Raw genomic sequence first — 21,083 nt, forward strand, 5'->3', positions numbered from 1 at the left:
GGGTTGTTTGGGGGGGGAGGAGGGGGGGTGAGAGGTGGGGAGAGAAGGGGGGACCCCGCCGGGGTTCCCCAGGGGAATGGGGGGAACACAACCGGTTGCGGGGGGGGGGGGGGGGGGCCCCCCCGCCCCCCCCCCCCCGAGCCTCGATCACTGTGCGGAACCATCCGGGAACACCCGGAAAACCCAGGAACCGTCCTGTCGGAATCCCGTGGTCCCCAGCCTGTGGAATGAACACAACTACGCGCGTAGAGTGCCATTTCCGCGATACGTTCACGCGATACCTTCACCCCACCCGCCCTGCCGCTCCGAGCCTTTCCCCCCAGGAGAGTGCGTCATCAACGCGTCCACGAGTCCACCCGCCGCCCCGGCCCCCGGCCGGTCCGCCGCGCCGCCCGCCGTCGAACTGCGCGGCATCACCAAGCGGTTCCCCGGCGTCGTCGCCAACCACGACATCGACATCACTGTGCGCAGCGGCACCGTGCACGCCCTCGTGGGCGAGAACGGCGCCGGCAAGTCCACCCTGATGAAGATCCTCTACGGCATGCAGAAGCCCGACGAGGGCACCATCGCCATCGACGGCGAGGTGGTGACGCTCGGCGACCCCGGCGACGCCATCGCCCGCGGGATCGGCATGGTGCACCAGCACTTCATGCTCGCCGACAACCTCACCGTGCTGGAGAACACCGTCCTCGGCAGCGAGGGCCTGCACGGCATCGGCGGCAAGGCCCGCGCCCGGATCAAGGAGCTGTCCGACGCCTACGGCCTCGGCGTACGCCCCGACGTCCTGGTCGAGGACCTGGGCGTCGCCGACCGGCAGCGGGTGGAGATCCTCAAGGTCCTCTACCGCGGCGCCCGCACGCTGATCCTGGACGAGCCGACCGCCGTCCTGGTGCCGCAGGAGGTCGACGCGCTCTTCGAGAACCTGCGCGGACTGAAGGCCGAGGGCCTGACCGTCATCTTCATCTCGCACAAGCTCGGCGAGGTGCTGTCGGTCGCCGACGTCATCACCGTCATCCGGCGCGGCACCACCGTCGGCGAGGCGGACCCGGGGACCACCACGGCCAAGCAGCTCGCCGAGCTGATGGTCGGCAGCGAACTGCCCTCGCCCGAGACCCGCGAGTCGACCGTCACCACCGAGCCGATGCTCACCGTGGACGGGCTGCGGCTGGGCACCGTCGACCTCGACGGCATCGAGCGCAAGGTGCTCGACGACATCTCCTTCACCATCCACAAGGGCGAGATCCTCGGCATCGCGGGCGTCGAGGGCAACGGCCAGGCCGAACTGGTCGAGGCCATCATGGGCATGCGGGAGCTGGACTCCGGCGGCCTCGTGCTCGACGGCCGCGACATCGCCCACGTGCCGACCCGCAAGCGGCGCGAGGACGGCATCGGCTACATCCCCGAGGACCGGCACCGGCACGGCCTGCTGCTGGAAGCGCCGCTGTGGGAGAACCGCATCCTCGGCCATGTCACCGAGCGCCCCAACAGCCGCGGCTTCCTGATCGACTCCGGCGCCGCCCGCCGCGACACCGAGCGGATCGTCAAGGAGTACGACGTCCGTACCCCCGGCATCGAGGTCACCGCGGCCTCGCTGTCCGGCGGCAACCAGCAGAAGCTGATCGTCGGCCGCGAGATGAGCCACCTGCCCAAGCTGCTGATCGCCGCGCACCCCACCCGGGGCGTGGACGTCGGCGCGCAGGCGCAGATCTGGGACCAGATCCGTGAGGCTCGCCGCGAGGGTCTGGCGGTGCTGCTGATCTCCGCCGACCTCGACGAGCTGATCGGCCTGTCCGACACTCTGCGCGTTATGTACCGGGGACGGCTCGTCGCCGACGCCGACCCCGCCACCATCACCCCGGAAGAGCTGGGATCCGCGATGACCGGTGCCGCCAGCGGCCATCTCGAACACGGGGCCGGGACCGACACCTCGGCCGTCTCAGAGGACCGGCCCAAGAAGCTCGGGGGAGAGGACCGATGAAGAAGTTCGACAAGGACCGGCTGGCCCTGGGCGTCGCCGCCCCCGTGCTCGCCGTCGTCGGCGCGCTGGTGGTCACCGCCCTGGTGCTGCTGGCCACCGGCAAGGAGCCGTTCCACGCGTTCGACGTGATGGTGAACTACGGCAGCAAGACCGACAGCCAGGTCTACATCCTCAACAAGGCGACCACGTACTACCTCGCGGGTCTCGCGGTGGCGGTCGGCTTCCGGATGAACCTGTTCAACATCGGTGTGGACGGCCAGTACCGGCTCGCGGCCTTCTTCGCCGCCGCCGCGGGCGGCGCGATGTCGATCCCCGGCATCATCCAGATCCCGGTCATCATCCTCACCGCCATGGTCGTCGGCGCGCTGTGGGCGGCCATCGCGGGTGTCCTCAAGGTGACCCGCGGGGTCAGCGAGGTCATCTCCACGATCATGCTGAACTCCCTCGCGGGCATCGTGATCGGCTACTTCCTGCGCGACGGACGGCTCGGCGTCACCGACAAAGCGGCGAACATGATCTCCACCAAGCCGCTGCCGTCCTCCAGCCACCTGTTCAACTTCACCACCTCCACCGACCCGGTCTTCGGCTTCATCGTCTTCGCGGTGCTGGCCGGTGTCATCTACTGGTTCGTGCTCTCGCGCACCCGCTTCGGCTTCGACCTGCGCGCGGTCGGCCGCTCGGAGTCCGCCGCCGAGGCCAGCGGCGTCAGCGTCAAGAAGATGGTCGTCACCAGCATGCTGATCTCCGGCGCGATGGCCGGACTCGTCGGCATGCCGACCCTGCTCAACCAGTCGTACGAGTACGGCACGGACTTCCCGACCGGTATCGGCTTCACCGGTATCGCGGTCGCCCTGCTCGGCCGCAACAACCCGATCGGCATCGGCATCGGCGCCCTGCTCTGGGCCTTCCTGGAGCGGGCCTCCAACGGCCTGGAGTTCGAGGGGTACGACAAGGAGATCGTCGGCGTCATCCAGGGCGTCATCGTCCTGGCCGTCGTCATCGCCTACGAACTGGTCCGCCGCTACGGCATCACCCGCCAGCAGCGCCAGGTGGGCGCGGAACTCGCCGCGGCGTCCGGTCCGGGCAACGGAACAGGCCCCGGCACCGGCAACGGTTCAGGTAACGGCACCGGCAACGGCACCGGCAATGGCACCGGCAATGGCCCCGACTCCGGCCCCGACGACAAGCAGGAGGTGACGGCGTGACTGCCACCGCTACCCAGACCCCGCCGCCGGCCGCGCCGCGCGTGACCAACGGCGGCAAGGCGCCCCGGCTCAAGCTCACCTTCCCGGTGATCCTGCTGATGATCGCCGCCGCGCTGATCGTCGTCTCCCTGGTCCGGATCATCACCGGCGCGAACGACATCACCTCCGACGGCCAGATCGCCGGAGCGCTCGCCGGCGCCGTACCGATCGGCCTGGCAGGACTCGCCGGCCTGTGGTCCGAGCGGGCCGGTGTGGTCAACATCGGCCTCGAGGGCATGATGATCCTCGGCGCCTTCTTCGGCGCGGCGGTGGGCTGGCAGACCGACCCGTGGCTCGCCGTCCTGGCCGGTGTGCTCGGCGGCGCGGCGGGCGGCCTCGTGCACGCGATCGTCACCGTCACCTTCGGCGTCGACCACATCATCGCCGGTGTCGCCATGAACATCCTCGCCACCGGCGTCACCGCGTACCTCGCCAAGCGCTGGTTCACCGTCGGCGAGGCGGCCTCCAAGGGCGGCAGCCCCAAGCAGTCCCCGCCGATGGACTCCATCAAGTCCTTCACCGTGCCCGGACTCTCGCACTGGCTGGCCACCGTCGAGAACCACCACTGGTTCCTGATCTCCGACGTGGCGGGCATCCTCGGCGGCCTGGTCACGCACATCTCGTCGCTGACCATCCTCACGCTGGTGCTCTTCGTCGCCACCTTCTTCGTGCTGTGGCGCACCGCCTTCGGCCTGCGGCTGCGGTCCTGCGGCGAGAACCCGGTCGCCGCCGAATCCCTCGGCGTCAACGTGTACTTCTACAAGTACATGGCCGTCATCGTCTCCGGCGGCCTCGCCGGACTCGGCGGTGTCTTCCTCGCCATCGGCACGCACTTCTACCTCGCGGGCCAGACCGGCGGACGCGGCTACATCGGTCTCGCCGCCATGATCTTCGGCAACTGGCGCCCCGGCGGACTCGCCATGGGCGCGGGCCTGTTCGGATACGCCGACAGCCTCCAGCTCCGCAACGGCAGCTCCTCCGTGCACGCCCTGCTGCTCCTGCTCGCGCTGCTGCTGCTGGCCATGGCCGCCTGGAAGTTCTTCCGCAAGTCCTACGTGCCCGCCGCCGTCGCCCTGGGCTTCGCCGTCCTGCTCGCCGTCTGGTACGCGCTGACCGACTCCGTCCCCGACGAGGTCGTCCAGGCCACGCCGTACGTCGCCACGCTGCTCGTCATGGGCCTGTCCGCACAGCGGCTGCGCATGCCGAAGGCGGACGGGGTCCCGTACCGGAAGGGGGAGGGCGGATGACGCCTCCCGTCACCGACCCGGCCGCCGTCGACTGGGACCGCCTGCGGTCCGCCGCCCGGGAGATCATGGAGAAGGCGTACGCGCCGTACTCCGGTTTCCCGGTCGGCGCCGCGGCGCTGGCCGTCGCCGACGACGGCACGGTCCGTACGGTCGTCGGCTGCAACGTCGAGAACGCCGCGTACGGGGTCGCGCTGTGCGCCGAGTGCGGGCTGGTCTCGGCGCTGCACGCCTCGGGCGGCGGCAGACTGACCGCCTTCACCTGCTCCGACCTGCGCGGCAACCTGTTGATGCCGTGCGGGCGGTGCCGCCAACTGCTGTGGGAGAACGGCGGGCCCGGCCTGCTGGTCGACACCGCGGGCGGCATCCGGCCGATGAGTGAGATCCTGCCGGACGCGTTCGGCCCGGAAGACCTGAACCGCTGACGCGGTTGAACCGCTACACCGCTAGGACTATTCGTGGACGTCATTTCCGTCATCCGTACCAAGCGGGACCGCCAGAGGCTGAGCGACGACCAGATCGACTGGGTCATCGACGCCTACACGCGCGGTGCCGTCGCCGACGAGCAGATGTCGGCGCTCGCCATGGCCATCCTGCTCAACGGCATGGACCGCGCCGAGATCGCCCGCTGGACCGCCGCGATGATCAACTCCGGTGAGCGGATGGACTTCTCGGCGCTCACCCGCCCCACCGCGGACAAGCACTCCACCGGCGGCGTCGGCGACAAGATCACGCTGCCGCTGGCCCCGCTGGTCGCCGCGTGCGGCGCCGCCGTCCCGCAGCTCTCGGGGCGCGGCCTCGGCCACACCGGGGGCACCCTCGACAAGCTCGAATCCATCCCCGGCTGGCGCGCCTCGATCTCCAACGAGGAGATGCTGGCCGTCCTGGACGACGTCGGCGCCGTCATCTGCGCCGCCGGGGACGGGCTCGCGCCCGCCGACAAGAAGCTGTACGCGCTGCGCGACGTGACCGGGACGGTCGAGGCCATCCCGCTGATCGCCTCCTCGATCATGTCCAAGAAGATCGCCGAGGGCACCGGGTCGCTCGTGCTCGACGTCAAGGTCGGCTCCGGCGCCTTCATGAAGTCCCTTGAGGACGCACGGGAGTTGGCGTCCACCATGGTCGGGCTCGGCACCGACCACGGCGTCCGCACGGTCGCCCTGCTCACCGACATGTCCGTACCCCTCGGGCTCACCGCGGGCAACGCGCTCGAAGTCCGCGAATCCGTCGAGGTGCTGGCCGGTGGCGGCCCCGCCGATGTCGTCGAGCTGACCCTGGCGCTCGCCCGGGAGATGCTGGCCGCCGCCGGGCTTCCCGACGCCGACCCCGCCAAGGCGCTCGCCGACGGCTCCGCCATGGACGTCTGGCGCCGCATGATCCGCGCCCAGGGCGGTGACCCTTCCGCTCCGCTCCCGGTGGCCCGCGAAACCCTCGTCGTCCCCGCGCCCGCCTCCGGCGTCCTCACCTCCCTCGACGCCTACGCCGTCGGCGTCGCCGCCTGGCGGCTCGGCGCCGGCCGCGCCCGCAAGGAGGACTCCGTCCAGGCGGGGGCCGGGGTCGAGCTCCACGCCAAACCGGGCGACTCGGTCGTAGCGGGCCAGCCCCTCCTGACCCTCCACACCGACACGCCGGAAAAGTTCCCGTACGCGGAGGAAGCTCTCGACGGCTCCTTCTCCGTTGCCCCGGAGGGTGCCTCCTTCTCCCCCCGCCCGATCATCCTCGACCGCATCGTCTAGGCCCCCGCGCCGGGCGGTGCCTCTGCGCAGGGCCTGGTTTTTAGGGGCGCCGGTGGCGCGGTGCCTTTGCGCAGGGCCTGGCCTTTAGGGGCGCGGGGAACTGCGCGACAAGCCACGACGTGCGTGCACGTCACCACCCGCCCCAGAGGGGCAGATCGGTTGTCCCCGGACCACCGGCCGGTGGGGGCGGGCCGCGCAGTTCCCCGCGCCCCTTAAAGGATCGGCCCACCGCCCTGGGCGAAGGGGGCGTCCGGGGCCGCGCCCCCTAAAGGATCGGCCCACCGCCCTGGGTGGAAGGGGCGTCGGGGCCGCGCCCCGTCGAAGATCGGCTCACCGCCCCGGAGGGGCTCCCCGGGGATGTGTCAGGATCGGCGGATGGTGGGGATGAGGACGTGGGCGGTGGCGGCGGCGGCCGCAACGGTGTTGGCGGTGGGCGGGTGCGGGACGGACGCGGGGTCCGAGGCGGCCGTGGGGCTGCCGACGGACGCGGCACCGCCCGCGCCGGCGCCGGTGGTGACGGAACCGCCGTGTCCGGAGGGCGGCCTGGCCGTCACCGGTGAGGAACCCGACGCCGCGATGGGCCTGCGGGCGATGGCCGTCTACGTGACGAACTGCGGGAAGTCGCCGCGCACGGTGGAGGGTTACCCGCGGACGTATGTCCTGGACAAGGCGCGCGAGCGCCTGAAGGTGACGGTCCATCAGGGCTTGTCGATCACGACCGGCATCGACGACCCGGCCCCGACACGTATCGAACTGCGGCCGGGACAGCGGGCGTTGACAGTGCTGGTGTGGCGCAACACGGTGACGGACAGCACGGTGGCGGCGAGCACGGGCGAATACCTGGAGATCACGCCGGTCAAGGACGCCCCGCCCCAACGCGTCACGATGATGGTCGACTTGGGCACCACCGGAAAGCTGGACGTCACGGCGTGGCGGCGCCCGGCCGCCTGAGCGCGAGGCCCGCGACGAGCCCGACGGCGCCGACGGTCGCCAGCGCGAGCGACACCGTCGCGCCCCACCCCCCGGCGTGGAACGCGCCGGCGCCGAGCGTGCCGCCGAGGCTGTTGCCGATGTAGTACGCGGTCAGGTAGAGCGCGGACGCCTGCGCGCGGCCCGTGAGGGCCGTCCGGCTGACCGCGCCGGAGGCGGCCGAGTGGCCGGTGAAGAAACCGGCCGTGACCAGGACGAGCCCGAGCAGGATCAGGGCCAGGGACCCGGACAGGGTGAGCAGCAGCCCGGCGGCGCACAGTACGGCGGCGACGGTGAAGGCGCCGCGCAGGCCCGTACGGGCGAGGAGCGCGCCGGACGCGGCGGAGGCGGCCGTACCGACGAGGTAGACGAGGAAGATCGCGCCGACGGCGGCCTGGGAGAGGCCGAAGGGCGCGCCGGTCAGCCGGTAGCCGAGGACGGTGTAGACGGCGCCGAAGACCGCCATGAAGAGCAGGCCGATCGCGTAGAGGCCGCGCAGCAGCGGGTCGCCGAGGTGCCCGGTGACCGTGCGCCACAGCGCGGCCGGACGCACGGGTCCCGGCGTGAAGTGCCGGGCGGGCGGCACGAGCAGCCGGAAGGCGACCGCGCAGGCCAGCGCCGACAGGCCGACGGCGAAGAGCGCGGCGCGCCAGCCGAACGCCTCGGAGAGGACCCCGCCGACGACGCGCGAGCTCATGCCGCCGATGGAGTTGCCCGCCACGTACAGGCCGATCGCGGAGGGGACGGCGGCCGGGTGGACCTCCTCGGCGAGATACGCCATCGCGGTCGCGGGCAGCCCGGCGAGCGCCACGCCCTGCACGGCGCGCAGCGCGACGAGGACGGCCAGGTCGGGCGCGAAGGGCACGGCGAGGGCGAGCAGCGAGGCGGCGAAGACGGAGGCCGTCATCACCGGCGTACGGCCGTACTTCTCGCTGAGGGCGCTGACCGGCAGGAGTGCGACGGCCAGCGCGGCCGTCGTCGCCGAGACGGTGAGGCTGGCCCGCGCGGGGCTCAGCGACAGGCCGGAGGACAGGGCGGGCAGCAGCGCCTGCGTGGAGTAGAGCAGGGCGAAGGTGGCCAGTCCCGCGGCGAACAGCGCGAGGTTGGCGCGGCGGTAGCCGGGGGAGCCGGGGCGGAGCCGGTCATCGGCCGTGGTGGCGGCCTGCGTTCGGGCTCGGGCGTTCGCGCGGGTCGCGGCGACCGCCCCGGTATCGGCGGGTGACATGTCACGACCGTAGGGGCGTCCACATTTATGCGTCCAATGCACAGATCGTGCATGATTGATGCACTGGTGCATGAGCGCAGGTGGAGAGGGCATATACGGTGGCCGACACAGCCGGTACGGGGCCGGACCCGGAGTCCTGGGGCGCGCTGCTGGCACCGCGCCTCGCGCAGTTCGCGGCCGTGGCGCGGCACGAGCATGTGACGCGCGCGGCCCAGGAGTTGGGCATGCCGCAGTCGACGCTCAGCCGCGCGCTGGCCCGTCTCGAAGCCGATCTCGGTGTCGCCCTCTTCGCCCGCCACGGCCGCGCCGTCCGCCTCACCCGCGCCGGGGTCACCTTCCGCGCCGCCGCCGAGCGGGCGCTCGCCGAGGTGGAACGGTCCGCCGAGTCCGTACGCCTCGACGCCGATCCCGACAGCGGGCGGGTCGCCTTCGGGTTCCTCCACACGCTCGGGCCCGAGACCGTCCCCTCCCTCCTGCGCGCCTTCCGCGCCGAGTATCCGCGCGTCCGCTTCCAGCTCGTGCAGACGTACGGCGAGGCCATGCTGGAACGCCTGCGGCTGGGCGAACTCGACCTCTGCCTGACGTCCCCGCCGCCGGACGAGGCGGGTCTCGTCGTCCGCAAACTCGACGAGCAGCGGCTGCGGCTCGTCGTCCCCGCCGGGCACCGGCTCGCCGGCCGCAAGCGCGTGCGGCTCGCCGAGGCCGCCGCCGAGGCGTTCGTCACGCTCGAACCGGGCTACGGGCTGCGGCGCATCACCGACGCCTTGTGCGCCGAGGCCGGGTTCACGCCGAGGGTCGCCTTCGAGGGCGAGGAGGCCGAGACGCTTCGGGGGCTGGTCGCCGCCGGGCTCGGCGTCGCCGTCCTTCCCCCGCCGGCCGTGCCCCGGCCCGGCGTCGTCGAACTCGACCTCACCGGGCGACGTGCCGTCCGCGAGATCGGTCTCGCCTGGCTCGACGGCGCCCCGGCCCCGCCCCCGGTCGCCGCTTTCCGTGCTTTCCTGCTCGCCCAGACGGGCACCCTTCTGCCGGCCTGAGCCGGTCTCCTGCGGAGGGCGAAGCCCGACGTCTTTGGGGCGCGGCCCCTGTACGGTTCCTTGGCGTGGGACGCCAGCCCATGTTTTTAGGGGCGCGGGGAACTGCGCGCTCAGCCACGACGGCGGCGCGGGTAAAAAACCGCCCCAGTGGGGCAGACGCTGTGTGTTTCGCGACCACCGGCCGGTGGTGGGCTGGCCGCGCAGTTCCCCGCGCCCCTAAAAGCACGTGGCTGGCGTCCGGGCGGAAGGCGGTGCGGCCACGGTGGGGGGCGCCCTCCCCCGGGGGGCGGGTCAGACGCGGAGGGACTTGCCGAAGCCGGAGGCCAGGGGCATGCGGAGGCCGAGGGGCGGCGGAGCCGCGAGGGCGTCGGCGATGGGCCGGGCGTGGGGCCGGTCGAGAAGCGAGCCGAGGACGAAATCGGAGGTGAGGGCGAAGACCTCGCTGCGGTGCTGGTGGAGGCCGTGACCGTCGGAGTGCACCTCGAAGCGGCAGGTGTCGCGGTTGACCTTCTTGAGGCGTTCGGCGAAGCCGTAGGAGATGTCGGGCGCGGTGGACTCGTCCTCGGTGCCGTGGACGAGCAGCACGCGCCGCCCGATGAGCTGCTTGACCGGCTCGGGCTCGGCACCACGCGGCAGCCACGGAGAGAGCGCGACGACGGAGGTCACGGCGGGGTGACCGGCGGCGTGGAGGGCAGCCCGCGCGCCCATGTCCATGCCGACGAGGCAGACGGGCACGTCACCGTAGCGCCGTACGGCCTCGCCGACCGCCCACTCGGCGTCCTCGGCCGGATGCGCGTGACCGCCGTTCCAGCCGCGGAAGCGGTAGTGCACGACGTGCGCGGCCACCCCGTCGGCGGCCCCCTCGCGGACGAGATGGCGGGCCAGCGGCCACATGACGGCCGCCGCCACCGGGGAGCGGCGCCGGGTGCTCAGCGCGTCACCGCCGGGCAGGGCGAGCACGACGGCGCGCACCGTGGCGCCGGTATCGTGTTCGCGCTGCCTCGGCGCGGGCACCAGCCCGGACGGCACCGGGCGGCCCAGTCGTGCGCCACGCGCCGGTAATGCTTGGGAAGCCATGGCGCAACGATGGCAGACGCAGGGGTGTGCACTGTATGGCCGGGCGGAAAATTGTTGTGCGCAGCGCGATATCTACGCGCGTAGGGGCTATCGTTTGAGCATGCAGAACCCCAAACCGAGCACTCCCACCCCGGAACAGATCCGCCGCGCCCCCAAGGCGCTGCTCCACGACCACCTCGACGGCGGCCTGCGCCCCGGCACGATCGTGGACATCGCGCGCGCGACCGGTTACGACGCGCTGCCCGAGACCGATCCGGACAAGCTCGGCGCGTGGTTCCGCGAGGCCGCCGACTCCGGTTCGCTGGAGCGGTATCTGGAGACGTTCGCGCACACCTGCGCCGTGATGCAGACGCGGGACGCGCTGGTACGGGTCGCCGCCGAGTGCGCGCAAGACCTGGCGGCCGACGGCGTGGTCTACGCCGAGATCCGGTACGCGCCCGAGCAGCACCTGGAGCGCGGCCTGACCCTCGAAGAGGTCGTCGAGGCGGTCAACGAGGGCTTCAGGGAAGGCGAGCGCCGGGCGCGCGAGGACGGGCACCGCATTCGCGTCGGCGCGCTGCTGACCGCGATGCGGCACGCCGCCCGCTCCCAGGAGATCGCCGAACTGGCCAACCGCTACCGGGACCTGGGCGTCGTCGGCTTCGACATCGCGGGCGCCGAGGCCGGTTACCCGCCCACCCGGCACCTGGACGCCTTCGAGTACCTGAAGCGCGAGAACAACCACTTCACGATCCACGCGGGCGAGGCGTTCGGCCTGCCGTCCATCTGGCAGGCGCTCCAGTGGTGCGGCGCCGACCGGCTCGGGCACGGCGTGCGGATCATCGACGACATCTCCTCCGACGGGCGCGGCGACCAGGTCAAGCTCGGCCGCCTGGCGTCGTACGTGCGCGACAAGCGCGTGCCGCTGGAGATGTGCCCCACCTCCAACCTCCAGACCGGCGCGGCCAGCTCGTACGCCGAGCACCCGATCGGTCTGCTGCGGCGGCTGCACTTCCGGGTCACCGTGAACACCGACAACCGGCTGATGTCCGGCACCAGCATGAGTCAGGAGTTCGAGCACCTCGTGGAGGCGTTCGACTACACCCTCGATGACATGCAGTGGTTTACCGTCAATGCGATGAAATCAGCGTTCATCCCTTTCGATGAACGTCTGGCCATGATCAATGAGGTGATCAAGCCGGGGTACGCGGAGCTGAAGGCCGAGTGGCTGTTCCGGCAGTCGGCCGCCGCACCGACCCTGGCCAGCGATTCCGTGCCCGACGAGGGCTGACGGAACACCTTCACGGCGCGGCCGGCCCGAGGGGTGACGGCCGCGCCACGCCGTTTGCACGGCCGGTCAACATCTGACTACGTTCCGAAGTCATGCAGACCCGTACCCAGAAGACCCTCGCCACCACCGTGCTCGGCCTCGCCTTCGCCGCCGCCGCGGCGGGCACCGCCTCCGCGGCCTCCCTCCCGGCCCTGCCGATCACCGACCAGGCCGGTTCGCTGCTCGGCCACGCCGGTTCGCCCACCGTGCTCGACGGGACTCCGGTCGGCACCGCCGCCAAGCTCCTGCCCGGCGCCGCCGACAGCGCCAACGGCGCGCAGCAGGCGCTGACCAACGGCACCTCCGCGCTCCCCGGCAACCCGGGCAAGCTGCTGCCCTCCGGCAACCAGGTCAGCCCGGCGAACGGCCTCCTCGGTGGCCTCCCGGTCGGCGGCCTCACCGGCAAGTAGGCCGCGGACACGTCGGCGCGTCTCCACGTACGCACGTAGGCACGTCTCCACGTCGGCACGGAGCAAGCAGGCAGGCACCGGCCGGAGTACGTACCGCCTCGGCGCGTACCGCCTCGGTACGTCGGCCGACCGGTCAGACCCCCACGGGCCGCGCCCCCGCCGAGCGATCCTCGGCAGGGGGCGCGGCCCGCTTGCGTGCCTCGCGCCTGCGCAGCGCGCGCCGCGCGGGCGGCACCACCAGGAGGTGCGCCAGCGCCACGCCCGCCGTGTTGAGCAGCAGCGCGTCCACGTCGAAGAGCTGGCCCGGCACCATCGTCTGAAGGAATTCCAGGGTCAGCGACACCATCAGCGAGGCGAAGACCGTCCGCGCGAAGGACGCGAAGCCCGAGGTGCGGACCCGGCCGCCCGCCATCGGCAGCAGCACGCCCAGCGGCGCGAGCAGACCCAGGCCCTCGGCGATCCGCCGGGCCGCCTCGCTCGCGCTCATCGCCAGGTCGGCGCGGATCGTGCCGAACGGCCGCAGATTCGGCGCGGGCACCCACGCCACGTAATGCGGACGCAGCAGCAGCCAGGCGACGAAAGCGAGGTACGCGGCGGTGAGCAGCAGCCCGGCCGCGCGCACCCTGAAACTGGAGCCTTCGTGCCGCACGCCCTCCAAGACGCGGCTTCACCCCACCGCGGTTCCCGCGCTGTCGGCGGCGTCCGGGCGGGTCCGCAGGTCGGGCGTGCAGGCGTAGCGGCGCGGCTTGCTGTCGGGGTCGTCGCCGCCGAGCACCACACCGCCGTCGCCGGTGACCGACGGGTCGTCGACGAGCGTGCAGACGATCTGCGCGAGCGCGAACGACGGCAGCTCGTCCACCGGCTGGTTCAGCCGCAGCGCGTTCTCGGGATCGCCCTTGAACGGCCCCAGGATCTCCAGGCTGCCCGGCACCTCGGTGGAGAAACCGGCCTGCGCCTCGGCCGACAGCGGGCTGCGCTGCAACTGCGCGACCAGCTCCCTGACCTGCGTCAGCCGGTCGATCCTGCCCGGCCGCAGCGTCACGTTCCGCTTGACCGGCGTGGTCTGCATGCTGCACACCAGATACACCTGGCGTACGACGGTGTCCGTCTCCGGCGCCTTGCCGTCGCGCGGCACCGCGCACGACACCCGCGACGGCGCGGGCCCCGCGTCCACCGGGACCGTGGTCGACCGGATGCCGCAGCCGCCGATCAGCGGCAGCGCGGCGAGCAGGACGACGGCCAGCACCTTGCGTGGCGCATGTCTCATCCGGCCGAGGCTCATCGGGCGGCGTCTCATCGAGCGGTGGTTCATCAGGCCGTATCTCGTCGGGCCGTATCTCGTCGGGCGGTATTTCGTCGGGCGGTGTCTCATCGCGCGTCACCGCCGGGCCCCTGCGACGTGCCCGTGGCGCCCGAGCCGTTCGCGCCCCCGTCGCCGTCCGCGTCGTCCTCGTCCTCGTCGGTGCGCGGCCTGACCGGCAGCCGCAGCGTGAAGACCGCGCCGCCGTCCGGGGAGTTGGCCGCCGTGATGTCGCCGCCGTGGATGTGCGCGTTCTCCATCGCGATCGACAGGCCGAGACCGCTGCCCTCGGAGCGGGCGCGCGAGGCGTCGGCCTTGTAGAAGCGGTCGAAGACATGCGGGAGGACGTCCTCGGGGATGCCGGGGCCGTGGTCGGAGACCGCGATGACGACGTCGCCGTCCGCGCCCCCCTCCCTGCGCAGGCTGACCCGGACCGGGGAACCGCCGTGCTTGAGCGCGTTCCCGATCAGATTCGCCATGATCACATCCAGCCGTCGCGGGTCCAGGGTGGCCAGCAGGCCGCGCGGCGCGTCCAGTTCGACCGAGTCGACCCACGCCCTGGCGTCCATGCAGGCCATCACCATGTCCGCGACGTCGACCTCGTCGACCCGCAGCTTCGCGGTGCCCGCGTCGAAGCGGGTGACCTCCATCAACGTCTCCACCAACTCGTTCAGCCGCCGCGTCTCGCTGACCACCAGCCGTACCGCCGGGGCGATCATCGGGTCCAGCGCCTCCGCCTCGTCCTCCAGCACATCGGTGACCGCCGTGATGGCCGTCAGCGGGGTGCGCAACTCGTGCGACATGTCGGCCACGAAGCGGCGGCTGGCCGCCTCTCGCGCGCTCAACTCCTCGACGCGGCTCTCCAACGCCTCGGCCGCGCTGTTGAACGTCCGTGACATCTCGGCGAGTTCGTCGGTGCCCGACACCTTCAGCCGGGTGTCCAGGTGGCCTTCGCCGAGCCGCTGCGCCGCCTCACCGAGCCGCCGCACCGGACGCAGGACGGTCGAGCCCGCAGCCTGGGCGAGCAGCGCGGCGCCCACCAGAGCGAGCAGGGTCGCGATCCCCAGCGACCAGGCGAGGGAGTTGAGGTCCTTGCGCTCCGCGTCCAGCGACTTGAGCATGTAGCCGGTCGCGCCGTCGTCGTTGATCCGCGCGCCCGCTACCAGATACGGGCGGCCCTGCAACGAGATCCGCATCCACCGCAGGTGGTAGCGGTTGTGGTCCTTGGCGTCCGGGGTGTTGACCGCTCGCTGCAACTGCGCGGGCACGTCGTCCAGCGTGAACACGTCCCGGTTGGAGGGCGCGGCGCACGGCGCGTTGTCCCGCGTCGTGTCGATCAGCACCACCTGGTACGTGTCGGGTCCGCCGATCCGGCCCGCCGCGGTGTTCAGCGACTCGCAGGTCGGCGAGACCGGCAGCGAGGCGGCGTTGCGCTGCAAGGAGTCACGGAAGTCGTTCAGCGCGCTGTTCTGCGCGCGGGTCAGCACCGCGTCGCGGTTGAGCCAGTACGCGATGCCGGAGACGGAGACGGCGGCCGTGAGCGCGACGGCCGCGAAGACCGCGACCAGGCGCAGCCGCAGACTCGTCCAACGCACCATGCCGGGCGACCAGTTCCAGCCCCGGTCGCGTTCCTGGCCGGTGGCGGAGCCGGTGCCGGTGTCGGTGGCGGTGCCGTCGGAACCGCCGTCGTCCGAAGGGCCGTTGTCGGTCGGGCCGCTCTCGGAGGGGTTGTCGTGCCGATCCTGCCGGTCGTGCCGATCCTTCCCGCCGTGCCCGCCGTTCCCGTCGCCGAACCGCGATGTCACTGGGGCGTGTCCAGGCGGTATCCCACGCCTCTGACCGTACGGATCAGGGTCGGTGACGACGGCACGTCCTCGATCTTGGCGCGCAGCCGCTGCACACACGCGTCGACGAGACGCGAGTCACCGAGGTAGTCGTGCTCCCACACCAGACGCAGCAACTGCTGCCGGGACAGCGCCTGTCCCGGCCTGCGGCTCAGTTCGAGCAGCAGGCGCAGCTCGGTCGGTGTGAGCTGAAGGTCCTCGCCGTCCTTCGTCACCGTCATGGCACTGCGGTCGATGACGATCGCGCCGAAGGCCGCGGAGTCGGTGCTGTCCCGCTCGCCGCGCCGCAGCACCGCCCGGATGCGGGCGTCGAGCACCCGCGGCTGCACCGGCTTGATCACGTAGTCGTCGGCCCCGGACTCCAGCCCCACCACCACGTCGATGTCGTCGCTGCGCGCGGTGAGCAGGATGATCGGGAGCTGGTCGGTACGGCGGATGCGCCGGCACACCTCGAACCCGTCGATCCCCGGCAGCATCACGTCCAGCACGATCAGGTCGGGGCGCTGCTCCTTGAGCAGCTTCAGGCCGTCCTCGCCCGTCGCAGCGGCCACCACGCGGTGACCCTGACGGGACAGGCCGAGTTCGAGGCCCGTACGGATGGCGTCGTCATCCTCGATAAGCAACAGGAAAGGCACGCCGGTCATTGTTGCCTAACGACGGCGTCCGCATGAAGTGCGGGGACCTTCCGTCCTGACATGACCCTGTCCGCGTGACCTGCTCGTGACCTGCTGACCGGCGGTGCCGCAGCCGGGCCGACCGGCCGGTCACGCGGCGCGCGGCCTCTGTGACGGGCCTGTGACACTCGGCGGACAGCGTCATGAAACTGGCCCGGCAGTCTGTTGTCACATCGGAAGAGCGCACGCCGTACCGGATGCGACGCCGAAGACCACGCATCAGGTTCCAACGACGGGGGCGGGACATGAACACACTGCACATCACCACCGACACCGCGGTTCATGCGACGCACACGCACTCGGCGCACTCCACGGGGACCTGCGCCGTCCGCACCACGGAGAAGGCCGGCGCCGCGAACGGACGGGGGTACGTACGCGGCGCCGTACGCGGCACCTCGTACCCGACGAGCGCCCGGCACCGCCCGCCGTTCATGGCGGCGGTCGACAGCGGCGCCGAGCACCAGGCGAAGCCCGTACCGTCCGCGACCACCGCCGACCAGCCGTCCGGCACCTTCGACGGCGCCGCCGCCCGCACCCCGGCGCGGGCCGAGGCCGAAGCGGCCTTCACCGCCTACGTCCAGGAGCGCCGCGCGTCGCTCTACGCGACCGCGTACCACCTCACCGGGGACCGCTTCGCGGCCGAGGACCTGCTCCAGAGCGCCCTGTTCTCCACATACCGGGCCTGGGACCGGATCAGCGACAAGGCGGCCGTCGGCGGCTACCTGCGGCGCACCATGACCAATCTGCACATCAGCGCCTGGCGGCGGCGCAAGCTCAGCGAGTACCCGACGGAGGAGCTGCCCGAGACGGTCGGCGACACCGACGAGATGGGCGGCACCGAACTGCGCGCCGTCCTGTGGCAGGCGCTCGCCCGGCTGCCCGAGCAGCAGCGCACCATGCTCGTGCTCCGCTACTACGAGGGCCGCACCGACCCCGAGATCGCCGACATCCTCGGGATCAGCGTCGGCACCGTCAAGAGCAGCATCTGGCGCTCCCTGCGCCGCATGCGCGACGACGAGGCCCTGAGCTTCGGCCGCGACGAGGAGGACGCCTTCGGCGAACTGGTCGCCTGAGGGCCGTCCGAGGCCCAGCTCAAGGCCAAGGATTTCCACACGCCGGTACGGGGGCCGGTCGGGGGGACACGGGGGAGCAGGGGGGAAACGGGGGGGACCCGGGGGGTACGGGGGAGCAGGGCCGGACGGCCAGGGGAATGCCGTCCGGCCCTGTCGTACGTCCACTGCCGTACAGCTCTACGGCTCTACAGCTCTACAGCTCTACGGCTTTGCGGCTTTGCGGCTCTACAGCTTTGCGGCTTTATAGCTCTACGGCGTTACGCCTCGGCCGGGACGCGGGGCAGCGGGGGCGCGGGGGTGACGGCCGCGGCGATACGTTCCAGCGCCTCGTCACGGCCGCAGGGGTGGCAGCCGAGAGCGGTCTGACGGGCCACGATCGCGCGTTCCGCGCGCATGAGGTTCCAGCCCCTGCGGACCAGGAACGGCACCGACTTCCGCGCCTCGCGCAGATCCCGTACGAAACGCCGGCGCGCCGTCGTCGTCGGGCGTCCGCGCAGGCACAGCGCGTCCGCGAGCAGCCCCAGCTCCCGGCAGCGCCCGGCGATCTCGGCGGCGAAGATGCCTTCGGCGACGAAGACGGGCGCTCCGCCGAGGTCGAGGCGGGTACGGCCGGTGACCGAACTCGTCGCGATGTCGTAGACCGGGGTGTCGGCGGCGCCGTCCGCACAGAGCGCGGCCACGGCCGCGAGCGCCGCGTCCGCGTTCCACGAACCCGGGGCGTCCCAGTCGGTGCCCGCGCCGCTGGGCAGGGCGGGCAGCGTCGGGTCGTCGCACGCCTTGTAGAAGTCGTCGAGGGCCAGCACCGGCAGTCCGGCACGGGTGGCGAGGGACGATTTGCCGGACCCCGAGGGGCCGGTCAGCAGGATCACACGGGAGCGAAGCGACACCGGGGATGAACTCACGGAGAACAATTGTCCCGTATCCCCGGCCGGGGGACGACCCGCCGTAGGACAACTACCCTGCGCGGTCATTGCGTTACGCTGCGCCAGGAAGACTCCCGTCGACAGGAACCGGTCCATGCCCTCGCTCCGTACCGCCCTCGCCCTGACCCTCACCGCCGCCGCGGCCGCCGTCGTCGTACCGGCCGGTGTCGCCGCCGCCGATCCCCTCGCGGCGGCCCAGAGCGCCACCGACGCCCTCCCGACGTCCGACGTCACCTCCGCGCTCCCCACCCAGTACGTCACCGGCGCACTCGGCGCGGGCGTCGCCCCCGTCCGCGACCTCACGATCGATCCGTTGAGCAACACCGGTGTTGACCCGCTCGACAACGCCGTCGGCTCCCAGGTCGCCGATTTCCACCCCGTCTCCACCTCCGCCGTGACCGCTCCGATTACCAACGGGGGCTCCCTCGGCACGCTTCCCCTGGTGGGACCTGTCACGGGACTCCTCCCGCACTGAGCGGTTCCTTTGCCGGGGACGGCAGGCCGATTTTTCAGGGGCGCGGGGAACTGCGCGGCCCGCCCCCACCGGCCCGGTGGTCCGGAGGCCACCGATCTGCCCCGCCGGGGCGGGTGGTGACGTGCACGCACGTCGTGGCTTGTCGCGCAGTTCCTCGCGCCCCTACGGGGACCCGTCAGGCGCCGATGGGGTGCCAGACGGTTTTGGTCTCGAGCCACGCGGTGAGGCGGGAGAGGCCGGGGTCCGTACCCCAGTCCTCCGGCGCCGGACGGCGCACCCGCTTCAAGTTGTCGGCCGCGCCCCGCTCCAACTCGGCGGCGAGGTCCGCGTCGGCACCGGTGAGGTCGAGGCCGTTGACGTCCTGGTGGGCGGCGAGGGGCGCGGCGATCTCGGAGGTGCGGCCGGAGAGGATGTTGACGACGCCGCCCGGCACGTCGGAGGTGGCGAGGACTTCGCCGAGGGAGAGCGCGGGCAGCGGCGAGCGCTCGGAGGCGACGACCACCGCGGTGTTGCCCGTGGCGATCACCGGGGCGAGGACCGAGACGAGGCCGAGGAAGGACGAGTCCTGGGGAGCCAGGACGGCGACCACACCGGTCGGCTCGGGCGTCGAGAGGTTGAAGTAAGGACCGGCCACCTGGTTGGCGCCCCCTACCACCTGGGCGATCTTGTCGGTCCAGCCCGCGTACCAGACCCAGCGGTCGACGGCGGCCTCGACGGCGGCCCCGGCCTTCGTCTTGGAGAGCCCCTCGGCCTCCGCGACCTCGCGGACGAACTGCTCGCGCCGCCCCTCCAGCATCTCCGCGACGCGGTACAGCACCTGCCCGCGGTTGTACGCGGTCGCGCCCGACCAGCCGGACACGGCCTTGCGGGCGGCGACCACCGCGTCCCGCGCGTCCTTGCGGGACGCCTGCGGCGCGTTGGCCAGCCAGGCACCGCCCTTGGAGTCCGTCACCTCGTACACCCGACCGCTCTCACTGCGGGGGAACTTGCCCCCGACGTACAGCTTGTAGGTCTTGAACACGCTCAGCCGAGCGTCGCGGACGTCAGACATCGAGGTACCCCTCCAGGCCGTGCCGACCGCCCTCGCGGCCGTAACCGGACTCCTTGTAGCCGCCGAAGGGGGAGGCCGGATCGAACTTGTTGAACGTATTCGCCCACACCACACCGGCCCGGAGCTTGTTCGCCATCGACAGGATGCGCGAGCCCTTCTCGGTCCAGATGCCCGCGGACAGGCCGTACGGGGTGTTGTTGGCCTTCTCGACCGCCTCGGCCGGGGTGCGGAAGGTCAGCACCGACAGGACCGGGCCGAAGATCTCCTCGCGGGCGATGCGGTGCGCCTGGGTGACGCCGGTGAACAGCGTCGGCGCGAACCAGTAACCGGCGTCGGGCAGTTCGCACGCCGGAGCCCAGCGCTCGGCGCCCTCCTCCTCACCGGCCTGCGCCAGCGCGGTGATCCGGGCCAACTGCTCGGCCGAGTTGATCGCGCCGATGTCGGTGTTCTTGTCCAGCGGGTCGCCGACCCGCAGCGTCGCCATCCGCCGCTTGAGCGCGTCGAGCACCTCGTCCTGCACCGACTCCTGGACCAGCAGCCGGGAGCCCGCGCAGCAGACATGGCCCTGGTTGAAGAAGATGCCGTTGACGATGCCCTCGACGGCCTGGTCGACCGGGGCGTCGTCGAAGACGATGTTCGCCGCCTTGCCGCCCAACTCCAGCGTGACCTTCTTGTCCGTGCCCGCGACCGTACGGGCGATGGCCTTGCCGACCCCGGTGGAGCCGGTGAAGGCGACCTTGTCCACGCCCTCGTGCGCGACCAGGGCCGCGCCCGCGTCCCCGTACCCCGTCAGGATGTTGACGACACCGCGCGGGAGGCCCGCCTGGCGGCAGACGTCGGCGAAGAACAGCGCGGACAGCGGGGTGGTCTCGGCGGGCTTGAGCACCACCGTGTTGCCCGCGGCGAGCGCCGGGGCGATCTTCCAGGCCAGCATCAGCAGCGGGAAGTTCCACGGGATGACCTGGCCGGCCACGCCGAGCGGGCGCGGGTCGGGGCCGTAGCCCGCGTACGCCAGCTTGTCGGCCCAGCCCGCGTAGTAGAAGAAGTGCGCGGCGACCAGCGGGAGGTCGACGTCGCGGGTCTCGCGGATCGGCTTGCCGTTGTCCAGCGACTCCAGCACCGCCAGTTCGCGGGAGCGCTCCTGAATGATGCGGGCGATCCTGAAGAGGTACTTGCCGCGCTCGGCGCCCGGCAGCGCGGACCACTTCTCGAACGCCTTGCGGGCCGCCTTCACCGCGCGGTCCACGTCCGCCTCGCCCGCGCGCGCGACCTCGGCGAGGACTTCCTCGCTGGACGGCGAGACGGACTTGAAGACGGTGCCGTCGGCGGCGGCGGTGAACTCGCCGTCGATGAACAGGCCGTAGGAAGGCGCGATGTCGACGACGGACCGCGACTCGGGCGCGGGCGCGTACGCGAATTTCTGGCCGGGTCGCTGGCCGGGATTCCGGCCGGGATTCTGGCCGGGCCGCACGCCGGGCTGGCCGGTGCTCTGGTCGGTGCTCTGGTCGGTCATGGTT

General features: G+C 72.0%; 20 protein-coding genes. 11 read left to right on the plus strand and 9 right to left on the minus strand.

The features are described 5' to 3' along the window. Positions 1 to 277: 277 nt before the first annotated feature. From ACZ37P_RS15625 to ACZ37P_RS15650, 6 genes are all read left to right on the plus strand, one after another. On the plus strand, positions 278 to 1,978 hold the full coding sequence (locus tag ACZ37P_RS15625) for an ABC transporter ATP-binding protein (protein WP_467346854.1): 1,701 nt from the start codon (positions 278 to 280) through the stop codon (positions 1,976 to 1,978). Continuing rightward, entirely contained in the window at positions 1,975 to 3,183 is a 1,209-nt protein-coding gene (locus ACZ37P_RS15630; RefSeq protein ID WP_401855710.1) for an ABC transporter permease, read from the plus strand. Before ACZ37P_RS15625 ends, ACZ37P_RS15630 begins: the two co-directional genes overlap by 4 nt. Continuing rightward, positions 3,180 to 4,469, plus strand: coding sequence for an ABC transporter permease (locus tag ACZ37P_RS15635; protein ID WP_355336893.1), 1,290 nt, complete (start codon positions 3,180 to 3,182; stop codon positions 4,467 to 4,469). Before ACZ37P_RS15630 ends, ACZ37P_RS15635 begins: the two co-directional genes overlap by 4 nt. Then, on the plus strand, positions 4,466 to 4,891 hold the full coding sequence (locus tag ACZ37P_RS15640; RefSeq protein ID WP_355336894.1) for a cytidine deaminase: 426 nt from the start codon (positions 4,466 to 4,468) through the stop codon (positions 4,889 to 4,891). Before ACZ37P_RS15635 ends, ACZ37P_RS15640 begins: the two co-directional genes overlap by 4 nt. Before the next feature lie 33 nt (positions 4,892 to 4,924). Then, positions 4,925 to 6,202, plus strand: coding sequence for a thymidine phosphorylase (locus ACZ37P_RS15645; RefSeq protein WP_355336895.1), 1,278 nt, complete (start codon positions 4,925 to 4,927; stop codon positions 6,200 to 6,202). A 375-nt stretch (positions 6,203 to 6,577) separates the two neighbouring features. After that, the gene (locus ACZ37P_RS15650; protein WP_467346811.1) at positions 6,578 to 7,153 is read left to right on the plus strand and encodes a DUF4232 domain-containing protein; all 576 of its coding nucleotides are present in this window, start codon (positions 6,578 to 6,580) and stop codon (positions 7,151 to 7,153) included. Here the strand turns inward: ACZ37P_RS15650 and ACZ37P_RS15655 are convergent. Beyond that, entirely contained in the window at positions 7,125 to 8,396 is a 1,272-nt protein-coding gene (locus ACZ37P_RS15655) for an MFS transporter (RefSeq protein ID WP_467346812.1), read from the minus strand. The two genes, ACZ37P_RS15650 and ACZ37P_RS15655, sit on opposite strands and share 29 nt — an antisense overlap. A gap of 80 nt (positions 8,397 to 8,476) precedes the next feature. Between ACZ37P_RS15655 and ACZ37P_RS15660 the strand changes: the two genes are divergently transcribed. Further along, entirely contained in the window at positions 8,477 to 9,430 is a 954-nt protein-coding gene (locus ACZ37P_RS15660; protein WP_467346813.1) for a LysR family transcriptional regulator, read from the plus strand. Positions 9,431 to 9,721: 291 nt separating this feature from the next. Here ACZ37P_RS15660 and ACZ37P_RS15665 read toward each other — a convergent pair whose 3' ends face one another. Further along, on the minus strand, positions 9,722 to 10,507 hold the full coding sequence (locus ACZ37P_RS15665; protein ID WP_391050530.1) for a dienelactone hydrolase family protein: 786 nt from the start codon (positions 10,505 to 10,507) through the stop codon (positions 9,722 to 9,724). 100 nt (positions 10,508 to 10,607) lie between these two features. Between ACZ37P_RS15665 and ACZ37P_RS15670 the strand changes: the two genes are divergently transcribed. Further along, complete coding sequence (locus ACZ37P_RS15670) at positions 10,608 to 11,777, plus strand: adenosine deaminase (protein WP_355336900.1); 1,170 nt, start codon at positions 10,608 to 10,610, stop codon at positions 11,775 to 11,777. 92 nt (positions 11,778 to 11,869) lie between these two features. Then, complete coding sequence (locus tag ACZ37P_RS15675) at positions 11,870 to 12,226, plus strand: ATP-binding protein (RefSeq protein ID WP_355336901.1); 357 nt, start codon at positions 11,870 to 11,872, stop codon at positions 12,224 to 12,226. Between the two features lie 133 nt (positions 12,227 to 12,359). Here the strand turns inward: ACZ37P_RS15675 and ACZ37P_RS15680 are convergent, their stop codons facing one another. The 4 genes from ACZ37P_RS15680 to ACZ37P_RS15695 all read right to left on the minus strand — a co-directional run bounded on the left by ACZ37P_RS15680 (position 12,360) and on the right by ACZ37P_RS15695 (position 16,005). Beyond that, positions 12,360 to 12,848 (minus strand): VanZ family protein, encoded by a 489-nt coding sequence (locus tag ACZ37P_RS15680; protein ID WP_467346815.1) that lies wholly within the window; start codon positions 12,846 to 12,848, stop codon positions 12,360 to 12,362. 45 nt (positions 12,849 to 12,893) lie between these two features. After that, positions 12,894 to 13,493 carry a hypothetical protein gene (locus ACZ37P_RS15685; protein ID WP_391050533.1) on the minus strand — a complete coding sequence of 200 codons (600 nt, stop codon included), beginning with the start codon at positions 13,491 to 13,493 and terminating at the stop codon, positions 12,894 to 12,896. A 101-nt stretch (positions 13,494 to 13,594) separates the two neighbouring features. Continuing rightward, the gene (locus ACZ37P_RS15690) at positions 13,595 to 15,124 is read right to left on the minus strand and encodes an ATP-binding protein (protein ID WP_391050581.1); all 1,530 of its coding nucleotides are present in this window, start codon (positions 15,122 to 15,124) and stop codon (positions 13,595 to 13,597) included. Positions 15,125 to 15,327: 203 nt separating this feature from the next. Next, on the minus strand, positions 15,328 to 16,005 hold the full coding sequence (locus ACZ37P_RS15695; protein WP_188279231.1) for a response regulator: 678 nt from the start codon (positions 16,003 to 16,005) through the stop codon (positions 15,328 to 15,330). 284 nt (positions 16,006 to 16,289) lie between these two features. Here ACZ37P_RS15695 and ACZ37P_RS15700 point away from each other — a divergent pair, with 284 nt between their 5' ends. Beyond that, positions 16,290 to 17,117, plus strand: coding sequence for a SigE family RNA polymerase sigma factor (locus tag ACZ37P_RS15700; RefSeq protein WP_467346818.1), 828 nt, complete (start codon positions 16,290 to 16,292; stop codon positions 17,115 to 17,117). Between the two features lie 257 nt (positions 17,118 to 17,374). Here the strand turns inward: ACZ37P_RS15700 and ACZ37P_RS15705 are convergent, their stop codons facing one another. Next, positions 17,375 to 18,019: an ATP-binding protein gene (locus ACZ37P_RS15705; protein WP_391050535.1), complete on the minus strand. Its 645-nt coding sequence runs from the start codon at positions 18,017 to 18,019 to the stop codon at positions 17,375 to 17,377. A 115-nt stretch (positions 18,020 to 18,134) separates the two neighbouring features. On the opposite strand from ACZ37P_RS15705, the gene ACZ37P_RS15710 reads away from it, so the two are divergent. Continuing rightward, positions 18,135 to 18,515: a hypothetical protein gene (locus ACZ37P_RS15710; RefSeq protein ID WP_355336906.1), complete on the plus strand. Its 381-nt coding sequence runs from the start codon at positions 18,135 to 18,137 to the stop codon at positions 18,513 to 18,515. 175 nt (positions 18,516 to 18,690) lie between these two features. Here ACZ37P_RS15710 and ACZ37P_RS15715 read toward each other — a convergent pair whose 3' ends face one another. Both ACZ37P_RS15715 and ACZ37P_RS15720 read right to left on the minus strand, forming a co-directional pair. After that, entirely contained in the window at positions 18,691 to 19,566 is an 876-nt protein-coding gene (locus tag ACZ37P_RS15715; protein ID WP_391050537.1) for an aldehyde dehydrogenase family protein, read from the minus strand. After that, a complete protein-coding gene (locus ACZ37P_RS15720) occupies positions 19,559 to 21,079 on the minus strand; it encodes an aldehyde dehydrogenase family protein (protein ID WP_391163301.1) in 1,521 nt (506 codons plus the stop codon). Before ACZ37P_RS15720 ends, ACZ37P_RS15715 begins: the two co-directional genes overlap by 8 nt. Positions 21,080 to 21,083 lie beyond the last annotated feature (4 nt).

Source organism: Streptomyces sp. NPDC024632 (assembly GCF_055559175.1).